General features: G+C 34.8%; 18 protein-coding genes and 1 pseudogene. 5 read left to right on the top strand and 14 right to left on the bottom strand.

Annotation, left to right across the window (positions count from 1 at the left end; genetic code table 11):
• Nucleotides 1-81: 81 nt before the first annotated feature.
• From X928_RS02735 to X928_RS02675, 13 genes are all read right to left on the bottom strand, one after another.
• Nucleotides 82-1074 carry a LacI family DNA-binding transcriptional regulator gene (locus X928_RS02735; protein ID WP_103078379.1) on the bottom strand — a complete coding sequence of 331 codons (993 nt, stop codon included), beginning with the start codon at nt 1072-1074 and terminating at the stop codon, nt 82-84.
• A gap of 24 nt (nt 1075-1098) precedes the next feature.
• On the bottom strand, nt 1099-1506 hold the full coding sequence (locus X928_RS02730) for a VOC family protein (protein WP_169926280.1): 408 nt from the start codon (nt 1504-1506) through the stop codon (nt 1099-1101).
• A 39-nt stretch (nt 1507-1545) separates the two neighbouring features.
• Nucleotides 1546-3750 (bottom strand): carbohydrate-binding domain-containing protein, encoded by a 2205-nt coding sequence (locus tag X928_RS02725; RefSeq protein ID WP_103078377.1) that lies wholly within the window; start codon nt 3748-3750, stop codon nt 1546-1548.
• Nucleotides 3751-3840: 90 nt separating this feature from the next.
• On the bottom strand, nt 3841-6216 hold the full coding sequence (locus X928_RS02720; protein ID WP_103078376.1) for a beta-mannosidase: 2376 nt from the start codon (nt 6214-6216) through the stop codon (nt 3841-3843).
• 91 nt (nt 6217-6307) lie between these two features.
• Nucleotides 6308-8320, bottom strand: a complete 2013-nt coding sequence (locus X928_RS02715; RefSeq protein WP_103078375.1) for a methyl-accepting chemotaxis protein — start codon at nt 8318-8320, stop codon at nt 6308-6310.
• A gap of 79 nt (nt 8321-8399) precedes the next feature.
• Nucleotides 8400-10670 (bottom strand): glycoside hydrolase family 3 C-terminal domain-containing protein, encoded by a 2271-nt coding sequence (locus tag X928_RS02710; RefSeq protein ID WP_103078374.1) that lies wholly within the window; start codon nt 10668-10670, stop codon nt 8400-8402.
• A 56-nt stretch (nt 10671-10726) separates the two neighbouring features.
• Nucleotides 10727-12067: a GH1 family beta-glucosidase gene (locus X928_RS02705; protein WP_103078373.1), complete on the bottom strand. Its 1341-nt coding sequence runs from the start codon at nt 12065-12067 to the stop codon at nt 10727-10729.
• 101 nt (nt 12068-12168) lie between these two features.
• Nucleotides 12169-12975 carry an ABC transporter ATP-binding protein gene (locus X928_RS02700; protein WP_103078372.1) on the bottom strand — a complete coding sequence of 269 codons (807 nt, stop codon included), beginning with the start codon at nt 12973-12975 and terminating at the stop codon, nt 12169-12171.
• A complete protein-coding gene (locus X928_RS02695) occupies nt 12968-13993 on the bottom strand; it encodes an ABC transporter ATP-binding protein (protein WP_103076673.1) in 1026 nt (341 codons plus the stop codon). The genes X928_RS02700 and X928_RS02695 overlap by 8 nt, the downstream gene beginning before the upstream one ends.
• Entirely contained in the window at nt 13993-14826 is an 834-nt protein-coding gene (locus X928_RS02690) for an ABC transporter permease (RefSeq protein WP_103078371.1), read from the bottom strand. Before X928_RS02690 ends, X928_RS02695 begins: the two co-directional genes overlap by 1 nt.
• A gap of 1 nt (nt 14827) precedes the next feature.
• The gene (locus tag X928_RS02685) at nt 14828-15838 is read right to left on the bottom strand and encodes an ABC transporter permease (RefSeq protein WP_103078370.1); all 1011 of its coding nucleotides are present in this window, start codon (nt 15836-15838) and stop codon (nt 14828-14830) included.
• A gap of 95 nt (nt 15839-15933) precedes the next feature.
• Entirely contained in the window at nt 15934-17664 is a 1731-nt protein-coding gene (locus tag X928_RS02680; protein ID WP_103078369.1) for an ABC transporter substrate-binding protein, read from the bottom strand.
• Nucleotides 17665-17940: 276 nt separating this feature from the next.
• The gene (locus X928_RS02675; RefSeq protein WP_103078368.1) at nt 17941-18420 is read right to left on the bottom strand and encodes a GNAT family N-acetyltransferase; all 480 of its coding nucleotides are present in this window, start codon (nt 18418-18420) and stop codon (nt 17941-17943) included.
• A gap of 174 nt (nt 18421-18594) precedes the next feature.
• Between X928_RS02675 and polX the strand changes: the two genes are divergently transcribed.
• From polX to X928_RS02660, 3 genes and pseudogenes are all read left to right on the top strand, one after another.
• On the top strand, nt 18595-20163 hold the full coding sequence (polX, locus tag X928_RS02670) for a DNA polymerase/3'-5' exonuclease PolX (protein ID WP_245857155.1): 1569 nt from the start codon (nt 18595-18597) through the stop codon (nt 20161-20163).
• A 228-nt stretch (nt 20164-20391) separates the two neighbouring features.
• Nucleotides 20392-21729 carry an RNA-guided endonuclease IscB gene (gene iscB / locus X928_RS02665; protein ID WP_103078367.1) on the top strand — a complete coding sequence of 446 codons (1338 nt, stop codon included), beginning with the start codon at nt 20392-20394 and terminating at the stop codon, nt 21727-21729.
• Nucleotides 21730-21755: 26 nt separating this feature from the next.
• Nucleotides 21756-21938: pseudogene (locus X928_RS02660) on the top strand (histidinol-phosphatase); the annotation flags it as partial.
• A gap of 269 nt (nt 21939-22207) precedes the next feature.
• Here the strand turns inward: X928_RS02660 and X928_RS10050 are convergent.
• Nucleotides 22208-22372 (bottom strand): hypothetical protein, encoded by a 165-nt coding sequence (locus tag X928_RS10050; RefSeq protein ID WP_169926279.1) that lies wholly within the window; start codon nt 22370-22372, stop codon nt 22208-22210.
• A gap of 755 nt (nt 22373-23127) precedes the next feature.
• On the opposite strand from X928_RS10050, the gene X928_RS02650 reads away from it, so the two are divergent.
• Nucleotides 23128-23859 carry a sugar isomerase domain-containing protein gene (locus X928_RS02650; RefSeq protein WP_245857156.1) on the top strand — a complete coding sequence of 244 codons (732 nt, stop codon included), beginning with the start codon at nt 23128-23130 and terminating at the stop codon, nt 23857-23859.
• Between the two features lie 1004 nt (nt 23860-24863).
• A complete protein-coding gene (locus tag X928_RS02645; protein WP_103078365.1) occupies nt 24864-26549 on the top strand; it encodes a protein O-GlcNAcase in 1686 nt (561 codons plus the stop codon).

Here is a 26549-nt window from a genome sequence, read left to right as displayed (position 1 = left end):
CCCATAAGGATAAAGAAACTTCCGCCCCTTTGCCCCGCGCCCACCCTATAATTAATATAATTATATCAAAAAATCATTAAATTATATTTTTCTGACTGAATCTCTAATTATTAAGTTAGTTGGTAAAATAACCCTTCTTTTCACCTTACTTTCATTTTTACCTTCTAATTTTTCTATCAAAAGTTTTGCTGCGTTTAATCCCATTTCATATACAGGTTGTCTAATGGTTGTTAAAGAAGGGTATAAATATTTAGACAAGGGAGAATCATCAAAGCCAACTATTGAAACATCTTCAGGGTAATTGAATCCAGCTTCTTTCAGTGCTTTTATCCCGCCAAGAGCCATCCAATCATTGGCAAAAAAACCCGCTGTAAAGTTTTTGCCATATTTGTCAAGATATTTTTTAATAGCAATATATCCATCTTTTACATCAAAACTTGCAGGAATAAAGGTAACTTCAAAATCTTCTTTCTTTTGTGCAAAATCCATAAAAGCTTGCTTTCTTTCCCTGGCAGAGTATACTTCCATTAGACCTTCAACATGTAAAACTTTTCTATGGCCCATATCGTATAAATATTTTGCAATTTTCAATGAAGAGTCATAATTATCTATAGTGACAATATCCATTTTCAGTTCTGAGTTTTCTCTATCAACAGCAACAACCGGTATACCTGCTTCAATGAATTTTTCTAAGCAATCTTCATCCTGGTAGGTTGTACAGACAATGACACCATCAACTTTTCTTGCGAAGAACTCTTCTAAGGCATCTCTCTCTTTTTCCAATGAATGTCTATATGTTGAAAGGAACATTTCGAAGTGATTTCGTAAAAGAACTTCTTCTATTCCTTCAGCTACCATTCCATAGTAATCTGCCTTTAGATCGGGGACCAAGACCCCAATCCCCCTGAACGAGCTCCCTTTTATGCTCTGGCTTCTTCTGTAATCTAATTCTTTTATAACCTTCAAAATCTTTTTTCTTGTTTCTTCAGTAACGTTCTCGCTTCCACTGAGAACTCTAGATACCGTTGCGATAGAGAAGCCTGAAGCTTTAGCGATTTCTCTTATCGTTGCCATTTTTCCTCACCTCAAGAGTTACCCTTAATATGTTTCTAAATTAAGTTCTCCCTCAATTATCTCTATAAGAATGTTATCAGGGTCTTTGAAAAAGGCGATTCTAACACCGCCCTCAGCATTGGTAGGTTCCATTGTGAATTCTACACCTTTTTCTCTTAGATATTTAAAGGATTGGTCGACACTTTTTACTTTAAAAGCAAAGTGTTTTATGCCCATGTCTTTATCGTTTTGAGTTGTTAGATATTTTCCTTTTTCTGTAAAATTGAATAATTCAAGTACTTTATCCCCCATATCAAGGTAAACAATTACGAAATTCCCATTGTCTTGAACCAGTTTTCCTAAAATTCTAAAACCAAGAATATCTCTGTAAAATCCAACAGATTTTTCCAAATCGGAAACTGTGATTGCTAAATGATCGAAATTAAAATCCATAATACTCATCTCCTCATAGATGAAAATTTTCTTGCTTTTTTATTCAATAAAATTGACATTATCTATATACATTCTTCCAGCGAAGTCGCTGTTTACATCAACAAAAATTAAAAGCATATTTCTTAAATCAGTGTTGTCCTCAATATTGGGAACTGAATTTAAATCAATTTTTACTTCATAATGGTACAGGCCATCATTTGTTACAGTTGCTGAATCAAGATCTGATAGATCAATTTGATAAGTATCAAATGCCTGTGCCCAATAACCTGCTGATGGTGGTTGAAATGCCAAGTTTATTTCAATAGTTCCTTCCGAAGCTCTATCGGGTGCTAAATAAAAATCAAAAAACAAGAAATTTTTATCCCCACGTTTTAGGACATCCATCCAGAAATCTAAACGTGGTGCGGATGCCCACGTATCACTTGGCTTTACTTCAGGATATGCTACTTCCCAAGATAAAGCTTTTGAACCGTTGGCTTCTTCTATGGTAAGAGCTGTTTGCACTGCTGAGTCACTACTCCATTTCCAACCCTGACGAGTGTCATCTTCAAAATCCGATGGTAATTTTGCTTCACCTAACGGATCATGGATAATGGGAATTTCAATTTTTTTGCCAGAAACCTTAAAATTATCCAAATAAATTACATCTGTCCCATCTGTACCTACGAAAAGGACGATATTTTGAATCGTATTGTTTGTCTCACTTGTGCCAATTATTTCCAAGCCCGGGCTATCTTCAGCTGTTATTGTTAGAACTGCTTTGTAAGTTCCATCAGCTTGTTTGACAAAATCGTTGGGGAAGAGTCTTACGGCACGAGCAGGATTAGTCCACCAACCGTTCCCGGGTCCTTGGGGAATCGCTGCTATAGAAACAGTTGCAGGAGATTTTAAAATAACATCTACCATTATTTTTTCTGCCCCGCTAATATCGACTGCGTTGCCCCAATTATCCGCTGAAATACGCAGATTGTTCCAAAATCCTTCTTCGCTAACGCCATTGCTTGCATCTAAACCAGAAATTTTTAATCTGTTATCTTCATTGATCAGCGATACATCAGTTACAGGACTATCGGAATTTACTACAAAGCCTTGCATGGTCCCATCATCAAAATCCCATAATGTTTTGTAGTAATTTGAACGGTCAATTGGTTCGTATTCTACACCTTTTATACGTGTACGAACATATTCTCCTGAAACACTTAGTTCCTCTGGTGACCATATTTGATCAGGCCCTGGATCAAGATCTGTTGCTTCAGATTCACCATATACGTATGGTGTAAATGCCGCAGATTTTTCATTTTTATTAGTAAGAGACCAATTAACCCAACTAACGTTATTGGCGTTCAAAAACTTAAGCCATTCATCTGATTCTTCTATATATGGTCCACCATCGCCAGTAGCTTCGCTTGTTCCCCATTCAGATACAAAAATAGGGGCACCGTGCGTCAATGCATAAATTGCATTTTTCATTACGTAACTATCTGGTGACGGTTTATGGGTACCTGCATAAAAATGAAGGGTGTAAACGGTATTTTGATCATCGATTGGATCATCAGCAGCTAAATCAGGTCTTTGGCTCCAATTGGGATTTCCAACAATAACGATGTTTTCATTGCCGTTTTCCCGAAGCATTTCAATAATAGGTTCAGCATAATCTTTTACAATTTGCCAACCGATTTCATCATTTGGGATACCATTTGGTTCATTACATAATTCATAGATGATATGAGGATCATTGGGATACAATTCTGAAATTTCTTTAAAGAATTCCTGTGCTCCCTCATATATTGGATCAGTTGGATCTCCTGGTGCATGTACGTGCCAATCTACGATCACGTACATATCATACTTCTTTGCAAGATTGATTCCTTGAATGACTCTTTTTTTGATGGTTTCAGGATCTGTTGCGTATCCGTCTTCTCCCACGTACATGGCAAGTCGAATTACATTCGCTTCCCAATCATTTGCAAGAGCGGCGAAAGCATTTTCATTTAGAATTTCGGGAAACCATTGAAGCCCGTGCGTGCTCATACCCCTTAATTGAATAGGATTACCTTCTTCATCTCCCAAGGTTTTTATCCCGTTATACTCAATAACTCGCAAAGCCCCAGCTTCTGAAGGTTTCTTCACAAGTTCGTTACCGTATAAGAAAGAATCGTCGATATTTGGCGGGATTAATACTGAATTTGCTAATAAAACCAAATTAATGGAAACTATTAAGGCCAATGCTAAAACACTCTTCATTTCTATTCACCTCCATGTTGAAGATATTTTTTGTTTTTAAAAATTAAAAAGAGTGTTGTAGAATTTAATTTATAAATTCAAATCTTTAAACTACAAATAATCAAAGGCGCTTTTTATGCTAATTTCCCCTTCGATATTATTTAGAACTTTTGGATAGGAGGGGAAAAGAGCAAAGAAATTATCTTGAGAATAATTTTCCCCCTTTACCTTAACGTTTACTCCCAACGCCGGTTTTTCACAACTCAATATCAAGTTGTTTCCTTCTTTTTCGTATGTAATCTTTGGATCGTTTAATTTATTTTTTCTTAAATCTGCAAATAATTCGTGGTTTTCTATTATGGTTTTTCCATTTTGTTTTAGAATTAAGTAAGCTATGGAGTTATCTAAGTCAATGTTGGAAATATTAAGTTGATCGATAGTAGTTACAGAATCTTCGGGCGTTTTTATGTTTGAATATTCTTTTTGCATAAGTTTTTTTCCATCTAGAGACCAAAGTTGAAATTCTAAATCAACTTGGGTTTTGATTCCATCGTTTATCAGTGATATTATGACCTTTTCATCTTTGTTTTTGGCAATCGCTAACAATTGATTATAAAATCTTTTAGTGTAAAAGTATAAAGCCTTTGGCCGTTTAAAATAATCTATTGAAGCCCAACTGAAAACAGGCCATGAATCATTTATTTGCCAATAAAGAGTTCCGGCTGTTTTGTATTTTCTGCTTCTCCAATGTTCTACTCCTGTCTTAATAGCTTCTGCTTGGTTGAGTTGAGTTAAATAAACAATTGAATCAAAATTACTAATCAATCCGTAATGTCCATTGATGAACCTTAAAAGTCTTTCTGGGCCTTCAACTTGTTTATTGTGATTCAACATCGTTGGAGAAAAGATTTCTTTTTCATTATCTTCGGCAAAGAAATCAATAGTTTTTGGATCTGGAGCTGCTTGAAATCCAAATTCACTTACAAACTTTGAATTGTCCCATGTATAGTATTTGTAATCTTGCCATCCTGACCAGATTTCCCAAACATGTCTATCTCCCGCTTCAGAAGAGTTAGCTCTACTGCCACCGTATGGGCTCGATGGCCAGTACAGTCTCGATGGATCTTCTTGGGCACATATTTTAGGAAAATCTTCCAAATAAAGTCTATTTCCAAGATTTTTTCCATCCACTTTCAATTTGTAGTCCCATTCTTCAAAGCCCCAATTATTCTCATTATTTCCGCACCAAAGGACTATACTTGGATGATGTCTTAATTTCAATACTTGATGTCTTATTTCTTCGTTTGCAAGCTTTCTAAACCAATCTATATGGTCAGGATATTCAGCACATGCAAACATGAAGTCTTGCCAAACTAATATTCCTAATTCATCACATGTGTTGTAAAATGTGGGATCTTCGTAAAGGCCCCCTCCCCATACTCTCAACATGTTCATATTGGATTCCTTCGCCATTTTGAGAAGTTTAACGTAATCACTCTCTTTTAACCAACTTAATATATTTTCAGCAGGGATCCAATTTGCGCCTTTGGCGAAGATTTTTCTGCCGTTTATCTCAAAGATAAAGCTTTCACCTTCTGAGTTATTTTCTCTCACTACCCTGACGATTCTAAAACCTATTTTCTTTTTCTCACTGTAGATTACTTCTTTATTTTTCTTAAGTCTAAACTCAACTTCGTATAAATAACTTTCACCCAAATCGTGTGGATACCAAAGCTTTAAATTCTCTATTCTTTTAGAACCTTCAAATTTGTAATTTTCAACACTAGCGGTTACTGGTAATGTAATTACTGGATTTCCATTGAAAAGAATTTCTACTTCGTAGTTTTTAGTATCTTTAATATGGGAATCAACGTAACCGGAAAAGTTAACTTTTCCATCTAAATTTTCCAAAAAAGCAGTGGAACCGAAAAGTCTAGCATCTTTATAACTTTCTATGTAAATATCTCTGTATATTCCACTAGTGGCTATTCTTGCTCCCCAGTCCCAGCCATAGGAATACTGAGCTTTTCTTATGTAAACTCTTGCGGTTTCTTCGCCGGCGTGTAATTTTCCGTAATTTTTTTCAAATCTTTTAGGGAGGTCTATTGGAGATTTAATCTCTACTCTTAAAGAATTTTCCCCAATTTTGAGATACTTTTTAACGTCAAACCGGTATTCTATGAACATATCCTCGGTTTCTCCAACGAAATTATCGTTAAGATAGATATTTGAAAGGGTATCCACACCCTCTAATACAAGATCGTAACGTAGCTCATTGTTTATCTCTTCTATGTGAAATTTTTTCTCGTATATCCAATTTTTCCATTCTAACCTTTTGAAAAGTTTTTCATTTTCTCCTACATAAGGGTGAGGCATAAGATTCAAATCCACAAGGTCTCCTTGTACTGTTCCAGGGACGTTTCCATCAAACTCAAACTCTTTCTCATTGTCGTAAACCTTCCATTTTCCATTTAAAGATATTTTCAATTGAAATTTCTCCTCCTATTAATATTTTTTGGTACTGTCTTTAAAACTTTAAAAACTCTAAAACCTTATATATAGCGTCTCTTTGATGATTTTATATTTTAAAACTTCCAACCAATCCTTTCAACTCTGTGGCTAACTCACTCAACTCTTTCGCTTCTTCGTTTATCCCTACCGCTTGTTTTACTTGTTCGTCTATTACACTTCTTGATCTTTCTAGTTGTTCACTTATCTCTGTTACCGCTTTCGCTACCCTATCCATAGCTGTGCTCATCTCTTGCGCACTTGCACTTTGTTCTTGCGCACTTGCTGTCATGTTTTCTATCCCTTGGTCCATCCTTTCTATCCTTTCTTTTATCCGGTTGAAACTTTTCTGTACATTCTCCATCTTTTCGTTTATTTCTCCTATCGTTCCTACTACCTTGTTCGTAGATTCGTTCACTTTGTTCGTACCTTGCGTTATGTTGGTTAGTATTTCTGATATTTCATCCGTTGCATTCCTTGATTCTTCTGCTAACTTCCTTATCTCATCCGCTACAACTGCAAATCCTCTTCCCGCTTCTCCTGCCCTTGCAGCTTCTATCGCTGCGTTTAGTGCCAACAGGTTCGTTTGTTCCGTTATCGAGTTTATCGTTTCTACTATACTTTGTACGTTCTTGGCGTTGTTTGCGAGTGTTTCTACTTCTTTTTGACTTTCTTTGGTCCTTTCTACTGCTTCTTTCACCGCTTGACTTATACTTTCTATCGTTTTGCTTCCTTCTTCTGCCGCTTTACTTGTTTCATCTGCTTCTTCACTTAATCTTTGTGCGTCTTGGGATACACCTTGTGCTGCCCTTGCTACTTCGTCTACCCCTGAGGTTACTTCTTCTACGTTCCCTGCCGTTTCTTCCGTACTTGTTTGTATCTTGTCCATCTGGTTTTTGAGTTCTTCTGAGTTCTTTCTGCTTTCTTGTGATGATCGTGTTAGACTTTCTGATGCGTTTTCTACTTTGTCTGATGCCTGCCTTATTGACCCCATGGATCTTCTCAATTCTTTACTCATTTCTGATAGAGCATTGGCCATCTGCCCTATCTCGTCTTTGCTTTTACTTTCAAAGTTTACCGTTAAATCTCCTTCTTTGAATTGGTTTATCTTGTTTTTGAAGTCTAATAGTGGTTTCGTTATGCTTCTTATTAGATAGATGACCATGATTATCGATACTACAAAAGCTACTGCTGTTAAGATGATTGTCAAGGTTATTGCTTGGTTGTTTTCTTCTATGAGTGTTGGACCTAACGTGTCTTGCTGGACCTTTAATTTATTTCTTTGTTCTTCTAATAGATTCAGTATCTCTACCCTTGCTTGTTCCATCTGCTCGATTATAGGCTCTTGGGATTCTATCGCTGTGACTATTTGGTTGAATGTGTTTTCTAAATTGTTGAGGCTTTCCATTAGCTCAGAAAAAGCATTTTTAAGTTCATCGTTGGTTAATCCAAATTCTACAAACGCTAAATTGTCTTTAAAGGTTGAGAACATATTTAATACATTGTTTTTATCGCTTGAAGATTTAGAAGAGAAATATTTTTTAACTTCTTCGTTGATATTTTGCACTGTTACAACAGGATCTTCTGATAATAGTGAAAAAGCCAAAACACTATATTGTTTAGTTAAAGTATTGAAATCATTGAGTTGTTGAATAAATGATTCGCTTAGCTTATTGTATTCCGAAAGAAAAGTATTAGCCTGAGAATTTAATTGTACAATTTGATTGAAATTAAATTCATATGTATTTAAAGATTCATTAATATAAACTAAAGAGGTAGATTCTTCCGTGGTGTCAAGCAAATTGTTCATATATGATTCTATTTTAGATAAATTATCTCTAAAGGCGTTCTCGAAATTCTTTTCGTAATTATCTAAATAATCTTTAAAATTCAAAGAAGCTTCAAAAAATGCTGTTTCTACTTCTGTTATATTATTAACTTGATCTGACAAATTTTTATAAGATTCCAAACCAGCATTTGATTTGGTAAGAGAAGTGGTATTGAAAATTATAGAAAGGCCGAACAATATGAATATGATTATTACTATACTTATTATTCTTTTGCCAATGGATCTTGATTTCATAAGAGATCACCTTCCGCTTTTTTATTTAAATAAGTGATCAAAGCAAAGAGACGATCTTAGAGATCGTCTCGACAGTTCTTTATCTCTGTTGATTCAGTTTTTTAAGAAGCTCTTCCAGCATTTCTTCAGTGAATTTTCCTCTTCCAAAGTTTATTAGTCCTCTCAGAGGCAGATACTTCATCATTGATAAAACTAACTCTTCATTTCTGTGTTCATCGACTGGAAAAATTTCTGAAATCTGATCTTGCATTAGTTCTTTTAAGATCCGTGAGCCAACAGGGTCTTCCATTAGGTCACCAATCGTGGAATTTCTATGGAACTTGTTTCTTACTGTTTTTGTGGAGTTGACTTTTACTTTTTCTTTTAATATTATATCTTTCGATGATTTTCCAACCAATAGTTCAAACTCTCCACTTTCTACGTACCAATCCTTTATCTCTGTGTTGTAATAAGCAAACGCCCTTTTATCCAAGGTAAAAATTACAGTTTTTTCTTCGCCGGGTTCAAGTTGTATTTTTTCAAATCCCTTTAGTTCTTTTTCTGGCCTATTTACTTTGCTTTCTATGTCTTTTACATACAATTGAATTATTTCTTTGCCTCTGATATTTCCTGTATTTTTAACTTTCACTTTAACGTTCAACGTTTCGTTATCGTTTATTTCCCTTTTATCTATTGTTAGGTCGGTATATTCAAAATTGGTGTAACTTAACCCATATCCAAATGGAAATAACGGATCTATTTGTTTTTTATCATAATATCTGTACCCTACAAATACGCCTTCTCGGTATTCAACCCTATCATCTTCCCCTGGGAAGTTTAGATAAGAAGGATTGTGACTGAGTTTTTTTGGAAATGTTTCTGCCAATTTCCCAGAAGGATTAACTTCACCAAAGAGGATATCTGCAACAGCTCCTCCCCATGCTTGGCCTCCTAGGTAACTTTCTAGTAGCCCTTTGACTTTATCAACCCAAGGCATTTCAACTGGGGCACCATTACTTAATACCACCACCGTATTTGGTTGAACCTTGGTGATTTCTTCAATCAACTTGTTATGGCTTTGGGGCATCTGCATATGTTCTCTATCGTACCCTTCTGATTCGTATCTTTCAGGTAGTCCTGCGATGATTACAGCGACGTCAGATTCTTTTGCAGATCTTTTAGCCTTTTCTATAAGTTCCTCATCGATTTCATCTGAGTTAAGATGGTATCCTTTTTCGTAAAGAATTTTAGATTTTCCTTGAGTTATTTTTTCTATCTCTTCTAGTAGATTATCTATTTTTATAGGGTTTACATGCGAACTTCCACCACCTTGATATCTCGGTGATGTGGCAAATTCTCCAATTATGGCTATCGTTTCTTCTTTTTTAAATGGAAGTATATCGTCTTCATTCTTCAAAAGTACCATGCTTTCTCTTGCGATCTTTCTTGCTAATTGATGGTGAGCTTCTTTGTCATATGTTGCGTTTTGTTTCCTGTGATCTATTGCTTTAAAAATGATTTTTAGTAGTCTTTCTACAGTTTCATTCAATACCTTCTCTTCTAATTGACCGTTTTTTACGGCTTGTATGATTTTATTGTCTCCTATTCCAAAACTTGAAGGCATTTCTAAGTCTAATCCTGCTTTTAATCCGTCTACCCTTTCGTTTACTGCCCCCCAATCGGATACAACGAATCCTTCGAAGTTCCATTCTTTTTTCAGTATATCTGTCAATAAGTATTTGTTTTCAGAAGCATGCGTACCGTTCACTTTGTTGTAAGAACACATTACCGTCCAAGGCTTGCCGTTTTTTACTGCCCCTTCGAAATTTGCTAAGTAAATCTCTCTTAGGGTTCTTTCATCTATTACTTCATCTACACTCATTCTTCTGTGTTCTTGATTGTTTGCGACGTAATGTTTCAAAGAAGTTCCTACTCCATAACTTTGTACAGCGTTTATATATGCTGTAGCCAGCTCTGTTGATAAGAATGGGTCTTCAGAGAAGTATTCAAAATTTCTTCCACACAATGGAGACCTTTTAATGTTAATAGCGGGGCCTAGTATAATATCAACTTCTTCGGCTTGACATTCTTCAGCTAAGGCTTTTCCTTCTTCTTCTATTAATTTTCTATCCCATGAACAAGCTGCTGTAGCGGCTGTTGGGAAACATGTGGCGGGTACGCTGCTTTTCAACATACCTTCGTCATTGGTGTTAGCTTCTTTTCTTAAACCATGAGGTCCATCACTCATCGTAATTGAAGGTATCCCTAACCTTTCAATAGGTTTGGTGTGCCAATTATCTAAGCCTGAACATAAACTTGCCTTTTCTTCAAGCGTCATCTGAGAAATCAACTTCTTTATGTCTCTCTCCATATTTTTTCACATCCTTTGGTTTACTATTAAAAAAGCCTATTCTTTTAAAAACAAGATTAGAATTCAAAAGAATTATTCTTAATAACCTGTGAATACCATTTGCCGCTATCTTTTATAATCCTTTTTTGAGTTTTGTAATCAACGTACACTATTCCAAACCTCTTTGAATAGCCCCATGCCCATTCAAAATTGTCTAATAAGGACCAGGCGAAGTATCCTTTTAGCGTAACTCCATTTTGAATCGCTCTTAATGCTTGTTCAAGATGCTGCTTTAAATACTCTATTCTTTTTTCATCGTGTACCTCTTGGTTGACTACTTTATCATCAAAAGCAGCACCGTTTTCAGTTACATACACTTCTTTTGGATTGTACTCTTCTTGAACTCCCTTTAGTATTTTATAGAAACCTTCAGGGTAAATCTCCCATCCCATTTCTGTTTTTGGAAGGCCTCTTTCAACGGTTTTCCCACCTAGAAATGATTTTGTATCGGTCTTGACAAGATCTCCAGAGTAATAATTGATGCCTACAAAATCGATTTTTTCTTTTATTTCTTCCAAATCATTTTCGTAATTATGAGGTAAAAACTCAGAGACATGTTCTTTTATCCCCTTTGGATAGTCACCCTTGTATATTGGATTCAAAAACAATGGATAATTTGACCATTCATGTGCCAACCGTGCGGCATCTATATCTTCTTGTGAATCCGCAGCGGGATCATGGGAAGTATTTGATAAAGTAATTCCAATTTTTCCTTCTTTGATATTTTCTTCTCTGAACGTTTTAACTGTTTTTGAATGAGCACGCAACTGGTTGTGGACAGCTGAGAAAGAGGCGTAAAGGTCTTTCATTCCAGGCGCATGTTCACCCATAAAATGTCCAACAAATGCCATTACCCAGGGTTCGTTTAAAGTAATCCAATTTTTTACTCTGTCACCAAATCTTTGAAACATGTAATCTGCGTAATCGGTGTACCAATAGGCGATGTCTCTGTTTGTCCAACCCCCCAGATCTTGTAAAGCTGCAGGTAGATCCCAATGATACAATGTAACAAAAGGGGTTATATTTGCTTTGAGTAATTCATCAACCAATCTATTGTAAAAATCAACACCTTTTTCGTTGATTTTACCTTTACCGTATGGGAAAATTCTTGGCCAAGATATAGAAAACCTGTACGCTTTTAATCCTAACTCTTTCATTAAAGCAATATCTTCTTTGTACTTGTTATAATGATCGTCTGCAACATCTCCAGTGTCTCCATTATATGTATTTCCTGGTGTATGAGAAAACCTATGCCAAATCGAAGAACCAGCTCCATCTACTAAAGGAGAACCTTCTATTTGGTAAGATGCAGTAGCTGCTCCCCACATGAAATCCTTTGGAAAAACTTTTTCAGACATATTTTTATTCCTCCTATGTTGTTGTTTTTATTGTTTTCACAATCTCAAAAACTTACCTTAGCTCCCCTTCGCCCCGCAGTCCACCCACATTTCATTCTATGTTATTTTAAGATCCATTCTTCCGATAGTTTTGGTACATCCATCATTAATTGTTTTGTATATGGGTGTTCGGGTTGCGTTATTACTTTATCAGCATCTCCCCTTTCTACTATTTTCCCTTCATGCATGATGAAAAGTCTATCACTGACATAGTAAGCCAAACCAAGGTCGTGGGTTACGAACATGATAGTTGTACCTTCCGTATCCCTTAAACCTAACAGTAACTCCAAAATCCCCGATCTTAAATTTGCATCGATCATAGAAGTTGGTTCGTCAGCTAAAAGTAATTTTGGTTTTATCAAATGAGCCCTTGCTATCATTATCCTTTGCCTTTGACCACCGCTTAATTCAAAAGGATATTTATCTGCTACTTCTTCAGGTCTTAGATTAACTGATTCCAAAGCTTCGTAAACCTTTGCCATTTTTTCTTGTTTCGTGAAGCTGTTGTCAAATAACTTGAAAGCATCTATTAAAACTTTTTTTACCGGGGAAAATATATTGAACGAGGCGTAGGGATCTTGAAATATTGCTTGCACTTTTTTCCAGTAAAGCTTTTTTTCTTTCCCTGTTAAACCTGTTATATCCTGACCTTCAAAAATAATTTTTCCCTTTGTTTCTTTTAACAACCTGAGTATTAGTCTAGTTACCGTTGTTTTACCGCTTCCACTTTGTCCAACAAGAGAGACGATTTCCCCTTTTTTTATAGAAAAAGTGACGTTATCTACCGCTTTTACAGCTTTTTTTCCACTTCCAAATATTTTGGTCAAATTCTCAACTTTTACTATATCTTCACTTGAGTGATTAGACATACGGTGTCACCTTCTTTCCTTGTGTTAAAATATGGTTTATTCTAATGCATCTTACAGATCTTTCTCCTACTTTAGTTAAAGTGACATCTTCTTTTTTACAATCTTCAATTGCCAAAGGACATCTATCTGCGAACCTACATCCTTTTGGAATTTTCCTTAAATCAGGTGGTGACCCAGGAAGACTTGGTAGTTTTTTACCTTTTATACCTTTTTCAGGAACTAAAATAGACTGCATTAATGCTTGTGAGTAAGGATGAATAGGATCGAAGATTACATCTTTCATATTTCCTATCTCTACAAATTCTCCGGCGTACATTACAGCGATACGGTCACATATATGTCTTAATATGGGTAATTCGTGAGTTATAAAAATTATACTTTTTACTATTTTTTTATCAAAAAGATCTTTAATTAATTTAATTACTATTTTTTGCGAAGTAACGTCCAATGCAGAAGTTGGTTCATCTGCTACTACAACTTCTGGGTTCATTATTGTGGAGATTGCGACAACTACCCTTTGTTTCATACCACCGCTAAGTTCTAAAGGGTAGAGGTTTAAAACTCTTGGGGGCAAAGAAAGAGATTCAAAACGTTCTTTTGCCAAATTTAAAATCTCTTTTTCTGTCATATTAGGATCGTGTTCTTTCAGTAGATCTATAACAAAATTTTTGATTTTTATTGTTGGATTCAAGGCATTCATGGCACTTTGAGGGATATACGAATATTTTTTCCCTAGTATATTACTTCTCAACTCATTTTCTTTTTTTTGCATGATATTTTCATTGTCTAAAAATACTGATCCACTTTCATACTTCAAAGGGGATAAAAATAAGCCTGATAAACTCATTGCTAAAGTAGATTTACCACAACCTGATTCACCGGCTATTCCCAAGATTTCTCCTTCATATAGGTTAAAAGAAACGCTGTTAACCGCTTTTATTTTTTCTCCTAACCTTGTTTGATAATAGGTTTTAAGATTGTTAACTTCTAAAATAACCTTTTTTGATTCCAACCTCATCAACTCCTAAGTTTGGGATTGAATAATTCATCCATCCCCGAATTCATAAAATATAGAGAAAATGTTATTAAAGCTATGACTATAGCTGGAGGTATAAAAGCCCACCAAGCACCTGATCTAACAGACTCAAATAATAATGCCCATGAAAGCATTGTACCGAGTGAAACTATATTACTTGGACCCAGTCCTAACATACTTATTCCTGCTTCGTTTAAAATACCCGTGGCTACTTGGAGGATAAATGCCATGAATATATAAGATAAGATATAAGGCATTATTTCGCGTATTATAATTTCTACGGTACTGGCACCATTTAACCTGGCTATATCAACATGTTCCCTGTTTCTTAAACTAAGTGATTGCGCCCTTACGGCACGAGCGGTCCATGGCCAAGAGGTTATTCCTAATACTAATCCCATAACAAACAGGGACCTGCTTCTTAAACTAACCGTTATCAATATCAGTATTATGAATGGAGGTATAACTAAAAATATATTAGTTATTGAATTTAATATGTTATCAGTGGTTCCTCCTTTGTACCCGGCAAAAAGGCCTATAGTTATACCTATTGTTGTCGCAATGACACCTGAAATTAATCCTATAATCAACGAGGATTTCATCCCGTGAATAAGCTCTACAAATACATCTCTTCCAAAGTTGTCTGTTCCCAACAAGTAAGTTGAGGAAGGGGATTCGTACATAAATCCAACCATCTCCAATGGATCTTTTGGTGAAACAGCAGGGTATATGAAGGCAGTTAGGAATAAAAACATAAAAAGTCCAAAGCCTATTAAAAATTTTGGAGATTTCAAAAGTAATTTTATTGTATTCATATTAACCCTCCTCCGTTTGCACAGCTTTAATTCTAGGATCTATTAGTCCGTAGACCATATCCAAAATAAAATTAGCAACTAAAACCATCAACGCTATTATAAGTGTTGAACCTTGGATCATTGGATAATCTAGTTGTCTTATTCCATTGAATAGCCATGTTCCCACTCCAGGGTATCCAAAGACTATCTCTGTGATCAAAGCTCCTCCTACCATGGTACCTAAACTTATTGCAAGCCCTGTTATTTGAGGAAGAACTGCATTTTTGAAGACATAGCTTTGAATCTTCTTATCTTTAATACCTAACATCTTACTGTAGGTAACGTAATCTGTATTTAATTCATATATTGACATCTCTCTCATACCTATGGCTTGTCCTCCTATTGTTACTAAAACGATGGAAATAAAGGGTAAAAAGTAATGATGTAAAACATCAATTGCAAAAGTCCAACTCCAAGAAGGGAGCAATGTTCTGCTGTAACCACCGCCAATTGGGAACCATCCCAAGTAAACTCCAAAAAAATATAGTAATATGATTGCCAAAGCATAATAAGGGATAGAATTAACGAATAATGCTACTGGAAAAATAGTTTTGTCGAAAACCCCTTTTCTGTAAGCAGCAGCGGCCCCCAGTAAGTTCCCTAATATCCAACCTACAATTATCGCCGGAAATTGTAAAAAAATAGTCCATACAATAGCGTTTCCCAAAACTTCGTTAACAGAAAGAGGGTATAAACTGAATGACGTTCCTAAATCACCTCTAAAAACATTCCCTATGTAGTTGAAAAACTGAATAGGTAAAGGTTTATCCAATCCAAACTCTTCCATGAAAGATTGATAGACTCTTTCTTGTGTCTCACTTGCTACGGTTCCAGACATCATTTTACTTACTATAACTGAAATAGGATCTCCGGGGATGAGTCTTGGTAAGAAAAAATTCAAAAATAAAGCCAAGAAAAAAGCTAGTAGATACCAAAAAAGTTTTTGAAAAAAATACTTCGTAAATCCTTTCACATATTTCACCTCTCGAAAGTATATTTAAAAGAGTTCATGGGGGCTATAGCTTCCCCCCACGAACTCTCGGCTAAATCGATTGACAGTAAATTACTTTATTTAACAGGTTCTAAATGCCACAACATTTCCATCCCTGCACCTACCAAAGGCATCGGTGGAGCATAAGGATTTTCTGCGTTTGCCCAACCTGTCCAGTAAGTTTCATTGTATTGGTAAAATGTCTGAGGTCTATACATTAATGGGAACATCGGGATATCTTCCCTGTATAGTTGATCTAACTCTGTATAGAGGTTTTTTAATTCTTTTTCGTCGGTTACTTTTGGAATCATATCGATGAGTTGATCAGCCCACTCGTTTTTATATCTTCCAAAGTTACTGTAAGCAATTTGTCCAACTTCGGGAACACCTTTTGAATAAAGAGCTATTTGGAATCTCAACCAGGGTTGAGCTGGTCCAGGCTGTGAAGGTGACCACATAGTCATATCGAAGTTACCTGTTTGTCTGTTGTCATAGGCTATAGGTGCATCAGGGAAAGATGTTTGAATGTCTATACCTACTGCTCTTGCAGACTGTGCCACGATTTGTAAAGAAGCATTCCAGTCTGTCCAACCATATGGGCATTCTACTGTAAATGGGCCTAACCTTGTCCCATCAGGCAGAACGTATATTCCATCTTTACCTTTTGTTGCTCCTAGATCTTCTTCTAATATCCTAATAGCTTCTTTTGGATTGTATTCCCAACCGTATTGTTTTACCAAGTTTTCATTAAAGTATTTTGCTTCTCCACCATATGGCATTATAAGACTAGCTTGAACCTTAGGAGAATAATTGGACATAGCAAGTTCGGAAATTCTTGCGTAATTTACCGAATATGCAATAGCTTTTCTAACTTCAGGCAAACTAAGAGGATATTTGTTTACGTTAAACCACAACGAAGGCATTTGTCCAGGCATATAATAAGGGATTTCGTCATACCATGTACCAACAGGAAGACCTTTCTCTTCCCACATTTCCCATATTCTTGGCGTGAATTGTTGAGAAACGTCTACTTCGCCGTTTTCAAAAGCCAAACTACCTTCGTCGTTACTTTTGAAAATAGGATGCACTATATATTTGGCTGCGGGTTTTTTCCCACCGTGTAAAGCTTCGTTTCCCCAATAGTTATCTACTCTTTCTAAAATTATAGTTTCTGGACTTTCATAAAATACTTTGTATGGACCAGAGCCTACAGGATTTTCATTTCTAAACTGTCTGATTTTGGTCAAATCATAATTATTTTCTGCTTCAACCTTAGACCAAATATGTTCTGGAAGAATGAAGGTAGCTCCAATTGCGTCTTCTACCATCAATCTGTTTGGATTGTCTGGTTTCATCTCGAAAATAACTGTATGGTCATCTACCTTGTAAACATCTTCCAACCATTCCCAAATCTGTAGACCTAAGGGATATTTTTGCCCTAATTTGTAGGAATATACAACATCGTCTGCAGTAACAGGTTCTCCATCGTGGAAATACGCTTTTGGATTCACTTTTACCTCTAATCTTAGTTCATCAAGCCACTTATAGGATTCTCCCAAAATAGGAACATACTTTCCATTGAGAGCATCCCATGTGAATAGTGTTTCATATATCCAAATATGTTGTCTAGGATCAGAAACAAACGTCATTGGCGAACCTGCAAGCGGATTATCCGTTGTTGGTGGTCCCCACTGAAAACCTGCGACATACACTGCTTCTTCTCTGGGGATTTGGGTTACTTGAGCGAATAATACGCTTCCCATAACCAAACTTGCCAATAAAAGAAACACAACAAACACTTTTTTCATACTCTTTTCACCTCCAATATTTTTGTTACACACTATCAAGGAAAGGCCTTTCCAAGAAAAAATAATACTAAGTTCCCCTATCTCCCTTTAACATCCCAGCTTAATTTCAAAAAGGTGGAAGGTGCTCGTAGTATTCAAAATACATGCTTTACCAGATCCCAATATAATACTACTCTGAAACATGTTACATCGCAAATCTGATTATGAGTAATGAGAAGCGATTAGGAGTAATTATTTTAATTTATTTAATAAAAGCTCTGATTTTTGTAGTTTTTCTTAACTTTTTAACATGCCCTTATAGATTCCCGGATCAGAGTTTTCTATCAATGTAGCGTTTGCTACTTTTTCATAAAATTTAGCAGGACCAACTCCTCCGATTATGGCATATGCATAACCACTTTCTTCCATACTCTTTAGAGCGATTAAAAGCAATGCTTTCCCAATATCTTTTCCTCGGTAGTTTTTGTCTACACCCATTGGACCAAAAAAATTTTTGCATGTAGCATCAAAACAAGAAAAACCAATAATTTTGTTCTTATCTTCGTCTACAGCTATGAAACAACTGATAGGTTTGTTAGAAAAAGTTACATCACATTCACTTGCCCAGTGATCACCGAATTCTTTTTTGATCCAATCCAAAACGATAAATTTTTCGGGTGCTTTCGCTCTCCGTACTGTTAGTTTTGAATCTTTTAATTCAGAAAATACCTTCTCATCATAATTCAAATCGTAAAGTTTTACAAGCATATCTGCCATTTTTTCACCCCCCTTAATTTATTTGAGTTACTAAAGTTTAAACGATTATATCATCAGAATAATCGTTTTAAAACGGACGTTAAGAATGATATAATATTTATAAGTACAGCTACTTTCTCAGTCCTACCTAATCCTATCTGGGTGGGCTGCTGGGTGAAGGGGAGCTAAAGTAAATTGGATAAAAAAACTGTTATCAATATTCTCAATGAAATAGGTCTTTTATTAGAATTACAAGGAGAAAACCCTTTTAAAATCAGGGCATATTATAATGCTGCACGTGCTTTAGAAACTCTTGATGAAGATATAGAAATATTAGTCAAGAATAACAAACTAAAAGAGGTTAAAGGGATAGGCGAAGCCATCAATAAAAAGATTACCGAACTTATCACTACAGGAAGACTTGAATACTACGAAAACTTAAAGGCATCGATTCCCGAAGGACTAGTTGAGATGTTAAAAATACCAGGCCTTGGGCCTAAAAAAATAAAAACTTTGTACGATAAATTGGATATAAAAACCGTTGGAGAACTGGAGTATGCTTGCCTTGAAAATAGGTTGGTTGAGCTCCCGGGATTTGGAGAAAAGACTCAAAAGAAAATATTAGAGGGTATTAAATTTGTGAAGAGGTTTAGCAACCAGCATCTATTTTCAGAGGCATATTCGGAAGCTAATTTACTTAAACAATATTTACTTAAAACAGGACTCGTTATAAGGTGTGAGATAGCTGGAAGTATCAGAAGAAAAAAGGAAATAGTAAAAGATATAGATATATTGGCAACTACTGATAACCCACAAAAATTAATGGAAAGCTTTGTAGAATACGAGAAAACAAAAGATGTGATTGTTAGAGGAGATACGAAGACAAGTATAACTTTAGGATCTGGCATTAACGCCGATTTAAGGGTAGTAAAGGATGAAGAGTACCCTTACGCTTTGCATCATTTCACCGGTAGTAAAGAACATAACACCACCATGAGGCATAGGGCAAAACGAATGGGTATCAAGATGAACGAATATGGGTTGTTTAAAGGTGATACTCTCATCAAATGTCAAGATGAAGAAGAGATATTCAGAAAATTAAATTTATCTTATATCCCACCTGAAATTAGAGAAAATATGGGTGAAATTGAAGCTGCTGAGAAAGGTGAAATACCAGTATTGGTAGAACAAAAAGATATCAAAGGTGTTTTTTATGTGCATACTAATTACAGCGATGGAGCGAATACTCTTACCGAGATGGTAAATGGAGCAAGAGAATTAGGTTACAAGTATATAGGTATTACAGATCATAGTAAATCTGCCCGATATGCACATGGTTTAAAAGAGGAAGATATATTGAGACAGTTCGATGAAATTGATAGATTGAACGAAAAATATTCGGATATAAAGATACTGAAAGGCATAGAATCAGATATCTTGAAAGATGGTTCGCTGGACTATGAAGAAGATTTATTAAAAAAATTTGATTTTGTAATTGCTTCGGTACATTCTAATTTTAAGATGAGCAAAGAAGAGATGACTGAAAGGATTATAAAAGCTGTAAAGAGCAAATACACAAAGATTTTAGGACATGTAACTGGTAGATTATTACTTTCAAGGGATGGATATGATCTTGACGTTTATAGGGTTATAGATGCTTGTGTTGAATACGATAAAATAATTGAAATGAACTCAAATCCTCATAGGTTAGATATAGATTGGCGATACAGTCAACTACCCCGGTCTAAAGACGATGGCTTGTAAAAGCCAAGGTTGACTAGCATGAGTCTGAAAACAGCCTTACGGCAAAGTTGAAAGACTACGTTATTTTAGTTATCACACCCTCGGATGATGCCCTAGTCCGTTGCTCTGTGTAGGCTCCGTAAACAGTCCTGTGAGGTAGGGACAGTCGACCTAAGGAAGTCCTGGCATTCCAGGCAAGCTAAAATAACATTTGCGAAGGGCAACTACTCCGATAAGGAGGAATACTTTGTGTTAGTATTCGTTTTTAATAAACACGGTGAACCTTTGATGCCTTGTAAACCTTCAAAGGCAAGAAAGTTACTAAAAGGGAAGAAAGCTAAGATTATTAGTTATGAACCATTCACTATTCAGTTGTTATATGGCAGTAGTGGTTACAAACAAGGAGTTTCAATTGGTATTGATATAGGTTCCAAACATATTGGTGTAGCAATCACATCAGAAAATAAAGTTTTAGTTAAAGGCGAAATAGAACTAAGGCAAGATGTTAGTTCTTTATTGACTACTAGAAAAACTTATAGAAGATCTAGACGTTTCAGAAAAACAAGATATAGGAAATCTAAGTTTCTTAACAGAAAAAGAAAAGAAGGTTGGTTACCACCTTCTATTGAAAGTAGAATTAGTAACACGTTCAAATGGATTGATAAATTTGCTTCATTAGTTCCTAATCCAAAACTAAATATAGAGGTAGGAAAATTCGATTCACATAAATTTGTTAATCCTGAAGTTTCTGGTAAAGATTATCAAAAAGGACAGATGCATGGGTATGACGATATTAGATATTTTGTGTTTGAACGTGATAATTATACATGCGAAGTCTGCAAGAAGAAAGGTGTTATTCTCCAAACTCATCATATAAAGTATAAGTCTAAAGGCGGTACAGATAATCCTAATAATTTGATAACAGTTTGTGCCGATTGTCATACACCAGAAAATCATAAACCTGGAGGTATCTTTTGGGAATGGATGACTAAATCTAAAAAACCGAAAGCATACAAAGAACATCCATTTATGAATATCATTAGAAAAAGAATATATCAAAGATATCCAAGTGCAAATATTGTATATGGTTTTTGGACAACTCCCAGAAGAAAAGAGTTAGGATTATCGAAAACACATTATAACGATGCTATTGCTATTTCTGGCATAGACTTCATTAAAAAGAATGTAGACTCTGTTTTCGAAATAAGACAGGTTAGGAAGAAAAAAAGGTCTCTACACGAAGCTACTGCTAGAAAAGGACGAAAAGAGCCTAATAGAGATCAGATTAGAAACTCGAAAAATACCAAATTCTACAAAAGCTTTTATTTGAACGATTTAGTAAAAGTTTTTAGTAGAAAAGGGTGGATTACTGGTTTTACGAATGGTGGAGCTTATATAAAAGATATTTTTGATAATTATATAACTATGCCAAATAAAAGTTACAAACAAGTTTCTTTGAAAAACATACAGTTTATTAGTCACAATAATAACTGGCAATTTGTTCCTCATATGAAAGAAGGAGATTTGTTGCTTAATGGAAAAGAAAACCAGCTTTCATCTCTGATAAAACAGCCTCATGGCAGATAAGGAAATTGGAAAGAATTCCCGCTGGGTTTCTTAAATACGCAAAAGAAAAAGGAGTTAAACTTGCTATCTGTCCAGACGCTCATAGAGTGGAAGGACTACAAGACGTGAAATATGGAGTGGGTATTGCACGTAAAGGTTGGCTTGAAGCGACAGATGTGATAAATACCTTTGATGTCGATCAAGTGTATGAAATTTTCAAACAAAAATGAAATATAATTTGATAAAAAATCCCCAAATATGGGGATTTTTGTATGAGTTTAATTTTTTAGTGTTTTCAATGCTTCATTTAATACTCCGTTTTTCTTTAGAGCTTCAGTACAAAATTCTTTGTCTTTTCCAGATAAAATCATCAATATTGCCAATTTGGGTTTCCTATCAGCCTTGACTAAATACTCTTTACAGGTTTTTTATTATTGTTTTTTCACTTTCAAATCTACGGAAATTTTCATTAACGATTGAATTCTTTCTAGTGATGAATTTATCTTTTTTTAAAATTTTCGTCGTTTCTATACTCATTCAATACAGCATTTTTGGCTTTTGACTGTTTCTCAAAAGAGTGACAGATACTAACTATGTTCATTCCAGCATTCAGTGATTTTATTACCGCCTCTTGGGCTGAATAAAAGTTTGCTACTCCCCCCATCTCAAAATCATCTGCCGTTAAGAAACTTTTATCTTTTCCTCTAATTTTTGGTTATAAATATCTATTGTGCTTTAAGTAATAACAATATGTCAATTCGATTTTTTTGATTAAGGGTGATTATTCAGAATTATAGGAAATTATTTCCAGTTAGAAGACTATAGCTCATTATTTCTAATTTGCAAAAGAAAAAAATAATAGTATAATTAAAAAGTGAAAATGAATCAAACTAAAGTTATTACTTTAATACAAAATAAATCATTTTTACATTACAGCATTTATTATACCCTCAAATCATTAGATACTTTAGATATAAAATGATTTTCAAAGATAAGATTTAAATTTTAAAAGTGTTAGAGGGTGAAACCATTCCTTACAGGTGGAGTGTCAAGCCAATGGATATTAAAACAAGTTTTAAACTTTCTAAAGGTAGCATTCTAAAAAAATTTTGGGAGGCTACAAAGATGAAAAAGGTACTTTTGTTTCTTCATGAATGATCATTTTCTATACAAACGATCTCAAAAGCTTCACAAAGAAACTGAAGTAGCATAATTACAAAGAGCAGCGAAACGGTTGAACAGGAATTTAACAATCTACAGATATAAGAAAAATTTTTATCGAATTAATACCTTTGTTCTCTTAGGCATAAGAAGAACCTATTTATAAGTAAACGAACTTTGAATTTATTAGTTTCTTTTCCCAAAGGCATATATATATCAAACTCACTCTAAATAAAGAAGGTGAAATAAGTGGAGACTATGAATAAATATCTTGAATCAATAAAAAAAGTGTTGGATGAAGTTGAACAAAATGAAAAAGAAAATATTGAAAAGGCTGCCCACTTAATCTATGAAACAGCCAAAAACAATAAACATGTTTATATTTTTGGTTGCACACACTCATCTATTCTCGCAGAAGAGGTTTATTATAGGGCTGGCACCCTTGCATTATTTGAACCCATATTTGTTCCAGGTCTGAGTGTAACCACTACTAAGCCCCGCTTGACTTCTTATATTGAGAGAAATGAACAATATGGGAAGGATATTGTTGAATCCTCACGAATAAACAATGGTGATTGTATAATAGTTGTTTCAACCTCTGGAAGGAATGCTGCCCCAGTAACGGTGGCTTTAGAGAGTAAAAGACGTGGAGCAAAAGTCATTACTTTAATTTCCAAGAACTACGAAAAATTTGATAGCAATCACAGCACAGGAAAAAAACTTAGTGATGAAACCTTTGATGTAGTAATAGATAACCATGTACCTGTAGGAGATAGTGTTATTCCAATAAATGGAGTTACTATGGGTCCTGTATCAACCTATGCTGGAGCTTTTATTTTGCATAGTATTTCAATGAGAGTGGCAGAGAAATATTTAGAAAACGGAGAACAACCTGATATACTTGTGAGTTCTAATATTCCTGAAGGTGAACAAATGAACAAGGAGCTTTTTAAGAAAAAGCGGATAAGGGAGCTGTATTTTTTACCGTAAGGGAGGAGTATTTAATGAATGTTCTAGTTATAGACGTGGGAACTACCAGGGTAAAGGTTGCATTAGTTACAGAAAAAGGAAAAATAATAGATTTAAAAGTGAAAAAGTGACTTCGTTGAAAAAGAGGATAATCCAACAGAAAAAAGCCCAAATAAATGGTTGGAGAATGTTTCCATACTGACAAAAAGTATAGTAGAGCGTAGGAAAATAGATGTTATTTCAGTAACGAGAGATATGCACGCTTTACTTTCAATAAATAGATCAAGTAAACCATTTATCAACGCCTGGCTGTGGAGTGACATTCGTCACAAAAATCTAGCAAAGGCCTTTAAGAGAACTATGCTAAAGAGATATCTCAGAGATTTTTAAGCCATCTTTTCCTAGTTTTCCTCTAAGTAAACTAATTCAGTTTAGAGAAGAATATCCTGACGAGTATAAAAAGACATACAAATTAGTTCAGTCAAAAAATGTTACCGTTTACAAACTCACAGGGAAACTGACAACAGATGCTTCGGGTACACTTTTATTCAATATGAAAAAATAACGAGTGGGATAAGGAATTTTTGAGTGAACTGAATATTTCAATAGAAATTCTCCTGATAGAGTAGAGGAATACTGTCAAGCTGTTGTTGAGGGACCCATCTTTTATTTAAAAGAATCTCATATAATTATGACTGAAAATCTTGGCAAAAGAAGGAATTTGATTGCTCAGTTACTGGCAGCAAAAATTCCATGTACCAAGATATCACTCGTAAACTTTTTACTTAGACTCTTTAAAAATAGAAAAAAGTGGAACATGGGAGGTGGTTTTTATAAAAGTTAGATAATGCGATAAAATATTTCGCTTTTCTGAAAGTTAGTAAAAAGGGTTTCAAATATTGGATAGAAACGCATAGAAAAGAAGGAAAGCATTTTAGAAAACAATATTTTTTAAAACCAGTATGTAATAGGTATTTTGGGGATTCCAAAGAGAGTTAATACATATTATACGAGGAGGAGTTTTAATGAACTTATTTCTTAGATTAAATCCAAAACCTAAAAAGCTATTCTATGAAGGAGCAAATATTCACTTTGAAAGTTCAAAGCTTTCTATTTTCAAAAATTTTGAAGAAGAAAGTTTCATCAAGCTTTTCCCAAGTGAAGATTTTGTCTTTGTAAAAGACTCAGATAGTGCTGACTTAAAAATAGAATCTATTGTTTCTCCCTCTGACAAGGATTTAAATGAATTTATCAAAAGTAACGATATAGAGTTAAGCATTGATATTGTGGATCTAGAAAGTTATTTAATAAAAGTGGAAGAAGAAAATAGAACGGTTAAAATCTTTTCCAAATCAAAGAAAGGTATTTTCTATGGGCTACAAACCCTGAGACAACTTGTTGATTTTGAGAATAAACTTCTGCCTGTAGTTGAAATATTCGATTCTCCTTCTTTTAAAATGAGAGGAATAATTGAAGGTTTTTATGGAGAACCATGGAGCCATCAAAACAGATTAGACATGATAAATTTTTGTGGAAGAAATAAAATGAATACCTATTGGTATGCTCCAAAAGACGATCCATATCACAGGGAAAAATGGAGAGGGGATTATCCGGAAGAAGAAATAGAAAAAATAGATGAGCTAATAAAAGTTTCAAAAGATAATTTTGTCGATTTTGTGTTTTGTGTAAGTCCTGGACTTAGCATGAAATTTAGTGATCAAAAAGAGTTTGATTTATTGTGCAAAAAATACTATGAAATTTTAAGTAAAGGTGTAAAAAAATTTGCTATTCTTTTCGATGATATCCCTGAAAAGTTGAATTACGAAGAAGATGAAAAAAAGTTCGAAGGGAATTATGGTTTAGCTCAGACATATATAGCAAACAAGTTATACGAATTTTTAAAGGGGAAAGATTCAGAGGTTAATTTATACTTTTGTCCAACTGAATACTGGCAGGAAGAGGATTCGATGTACAGAAGGACGATGAAAGAGAACTTAAATCCTGAAATTCCCGTAGTATGGACAGGGAAAGGTGTATGGTCAAAAAGGGTAAGCTGCAAAAACGCAGATAAGATTTCAAACCAGTTCGGTCATGATTTGATCTTGTGGGATAATTATCCAGTTAACGATGCAGATCAAGGAGAACTTTTCTTAGCCCCGTTAATGAACAGGGAAAATGACTTATGTATATCGAAAGTAAAAGGGATTATCTCAAATCCAATGAACCAGCCTTACGCATCGATGCTTGCAGAACAAACAATAGCAGATTATCTTTGGAACTCACAAGGTTACGATCCTTGGTGTTCTTGGAACAAATCTATTTTTAATTTGGTAGGGTCAGACTTTTTTGAGGATATGAAATTATTCAGTGAAAATTTTCTAAAATCGAGAATTTTTGGGGAAACATCAATTAAGTTAAAAAGTCTAATAAAAGAATTCAGAAAAGATCCTTTGAATAAGGGAAAAGGGCTAAAGGAATACTTGGAGAGGTTGAGCAATCTTGATAGAAAATTGAAATACATGAAAGATGAAATGTTATATGAAGATATACATCCATGGTTAAAAAAGCTTTCCCAGCTTGCAGAAATAGCTAGTAAACTGCTTAGTTCCAATGAAAAAGTTGAGTTAAAAAACGAGGTAGATAAATTGGGATCTTATGTTGTTTGTGATGGTATTTTGGAAAAATTTATAAAAGATTTTGAAAGGCAGTGA

This window comes from Petrotoga miotherma DSM 10691 (assembly GCF_002895605.1).
Taxonomy (GTDB): Bacteria; Thermotogota; Thermotogae; order Petrotogales; family Petrotogaceae; genus Petrotoga; species Petrotoga miotherma.
Note: the sequence above shows the minus strand (reverse complement) of the source record. Positions and strands in the feature narration are given on the sequence as shown.

Coding starts and splice junctions, on each gene's coding strand:
- X928_RS02735 (WP_103078379.1), bottom strand. CDS start 1,074: ATGGCAACGATAAGAGAAATCGCTAAAGCTTCAGGCTTCTCTATCGCA.
- X928_RS02730 (WP_169926280.1), bottom strand. CDS start 1,506: ATGGATTTTAATTTCGATCATTTAGCAATCACAGTTTCCGATTTGGAA.
- X928_RS02725 (WP_103078377.1), bottom strand. CDS start 3,750: ATGAAGAGTGTTTTAGCATTGGCCTTAATAGTTTCCATTAATTTGGTT.
- X928_RS02715 (WP_103078375.1), bottom strand. CDS start 8,320: ATGAAATCAAGATCCATTGGCAAAAGAATAATAAGTATAGTAATAATC.
- X928_RS02710 (WP_103078374.1), bottom strand. CDS start 10,670: ATGGAGAGAGACATAAAGAAGTTGATTTCTCAGATGACGCTTGAAGAA.
- X928_RS02705 (WP_103078373.1), bottom strand. CDS start 12,067: ATGTCTGAAAAAGTTTTTCCAAAGGATTTCATGTGGGGAGCAGCTACT.
- X928_RS02700 (WP_103078372.1), bottom strand. CDS start 12,975: ATGTCTAATCACTCAAGTGAAGATATAGTAAAAGTTGAGAATTTGACC.
- X928_RS02695 (WP_103076673.1), bottom strand. CDS start 13,993: ATGAGGTTGGAATCAAAAAAGGTTATTTTAGAAGTTAACAATCTTAAA.
- X928_RS02690 (WP_103078371.1), bottom strand. CDS start 14,826: ATGAATACAATAAAATTACTTTTGAAATCTCCAAAATTTTTAATAGGC.
- X928_RS02680 (WP_103078369.1), bottom strand. CDS start 17,664: ATGAAAAAAGTGTTTGTTGTGTTTCTTTTATTGGCAAGTTTGGTTATG.
- X928_RS02675 (WP_103078368.1), bottom strand. CDS start 18,420: ATGGCAGATATGCTTGTAAAACTTTACGATTTGAATTATGATGAGAAG.
- X928_RS10050 (WP_169926279.1), bottom strand. CDS start 22,372: ATGGGGGGAGTAGCAAACTTTTATTCAGCCCAAGAGGCGGTAATAAAA.
- X928_RS02650 (WP_245857156.1), top strand. CDS start 23,128: ATGAATAAATATCTTGAATCAATAAAAAAAGTGTTGGATGAAGTTGAA.
- X928_RS02645 (WP_103078365.1), top strand. CDS start 24,864: ATGAACTTATTTCTTAGATTAAATCCAAAACCTAAAAAGCTATTCTAT.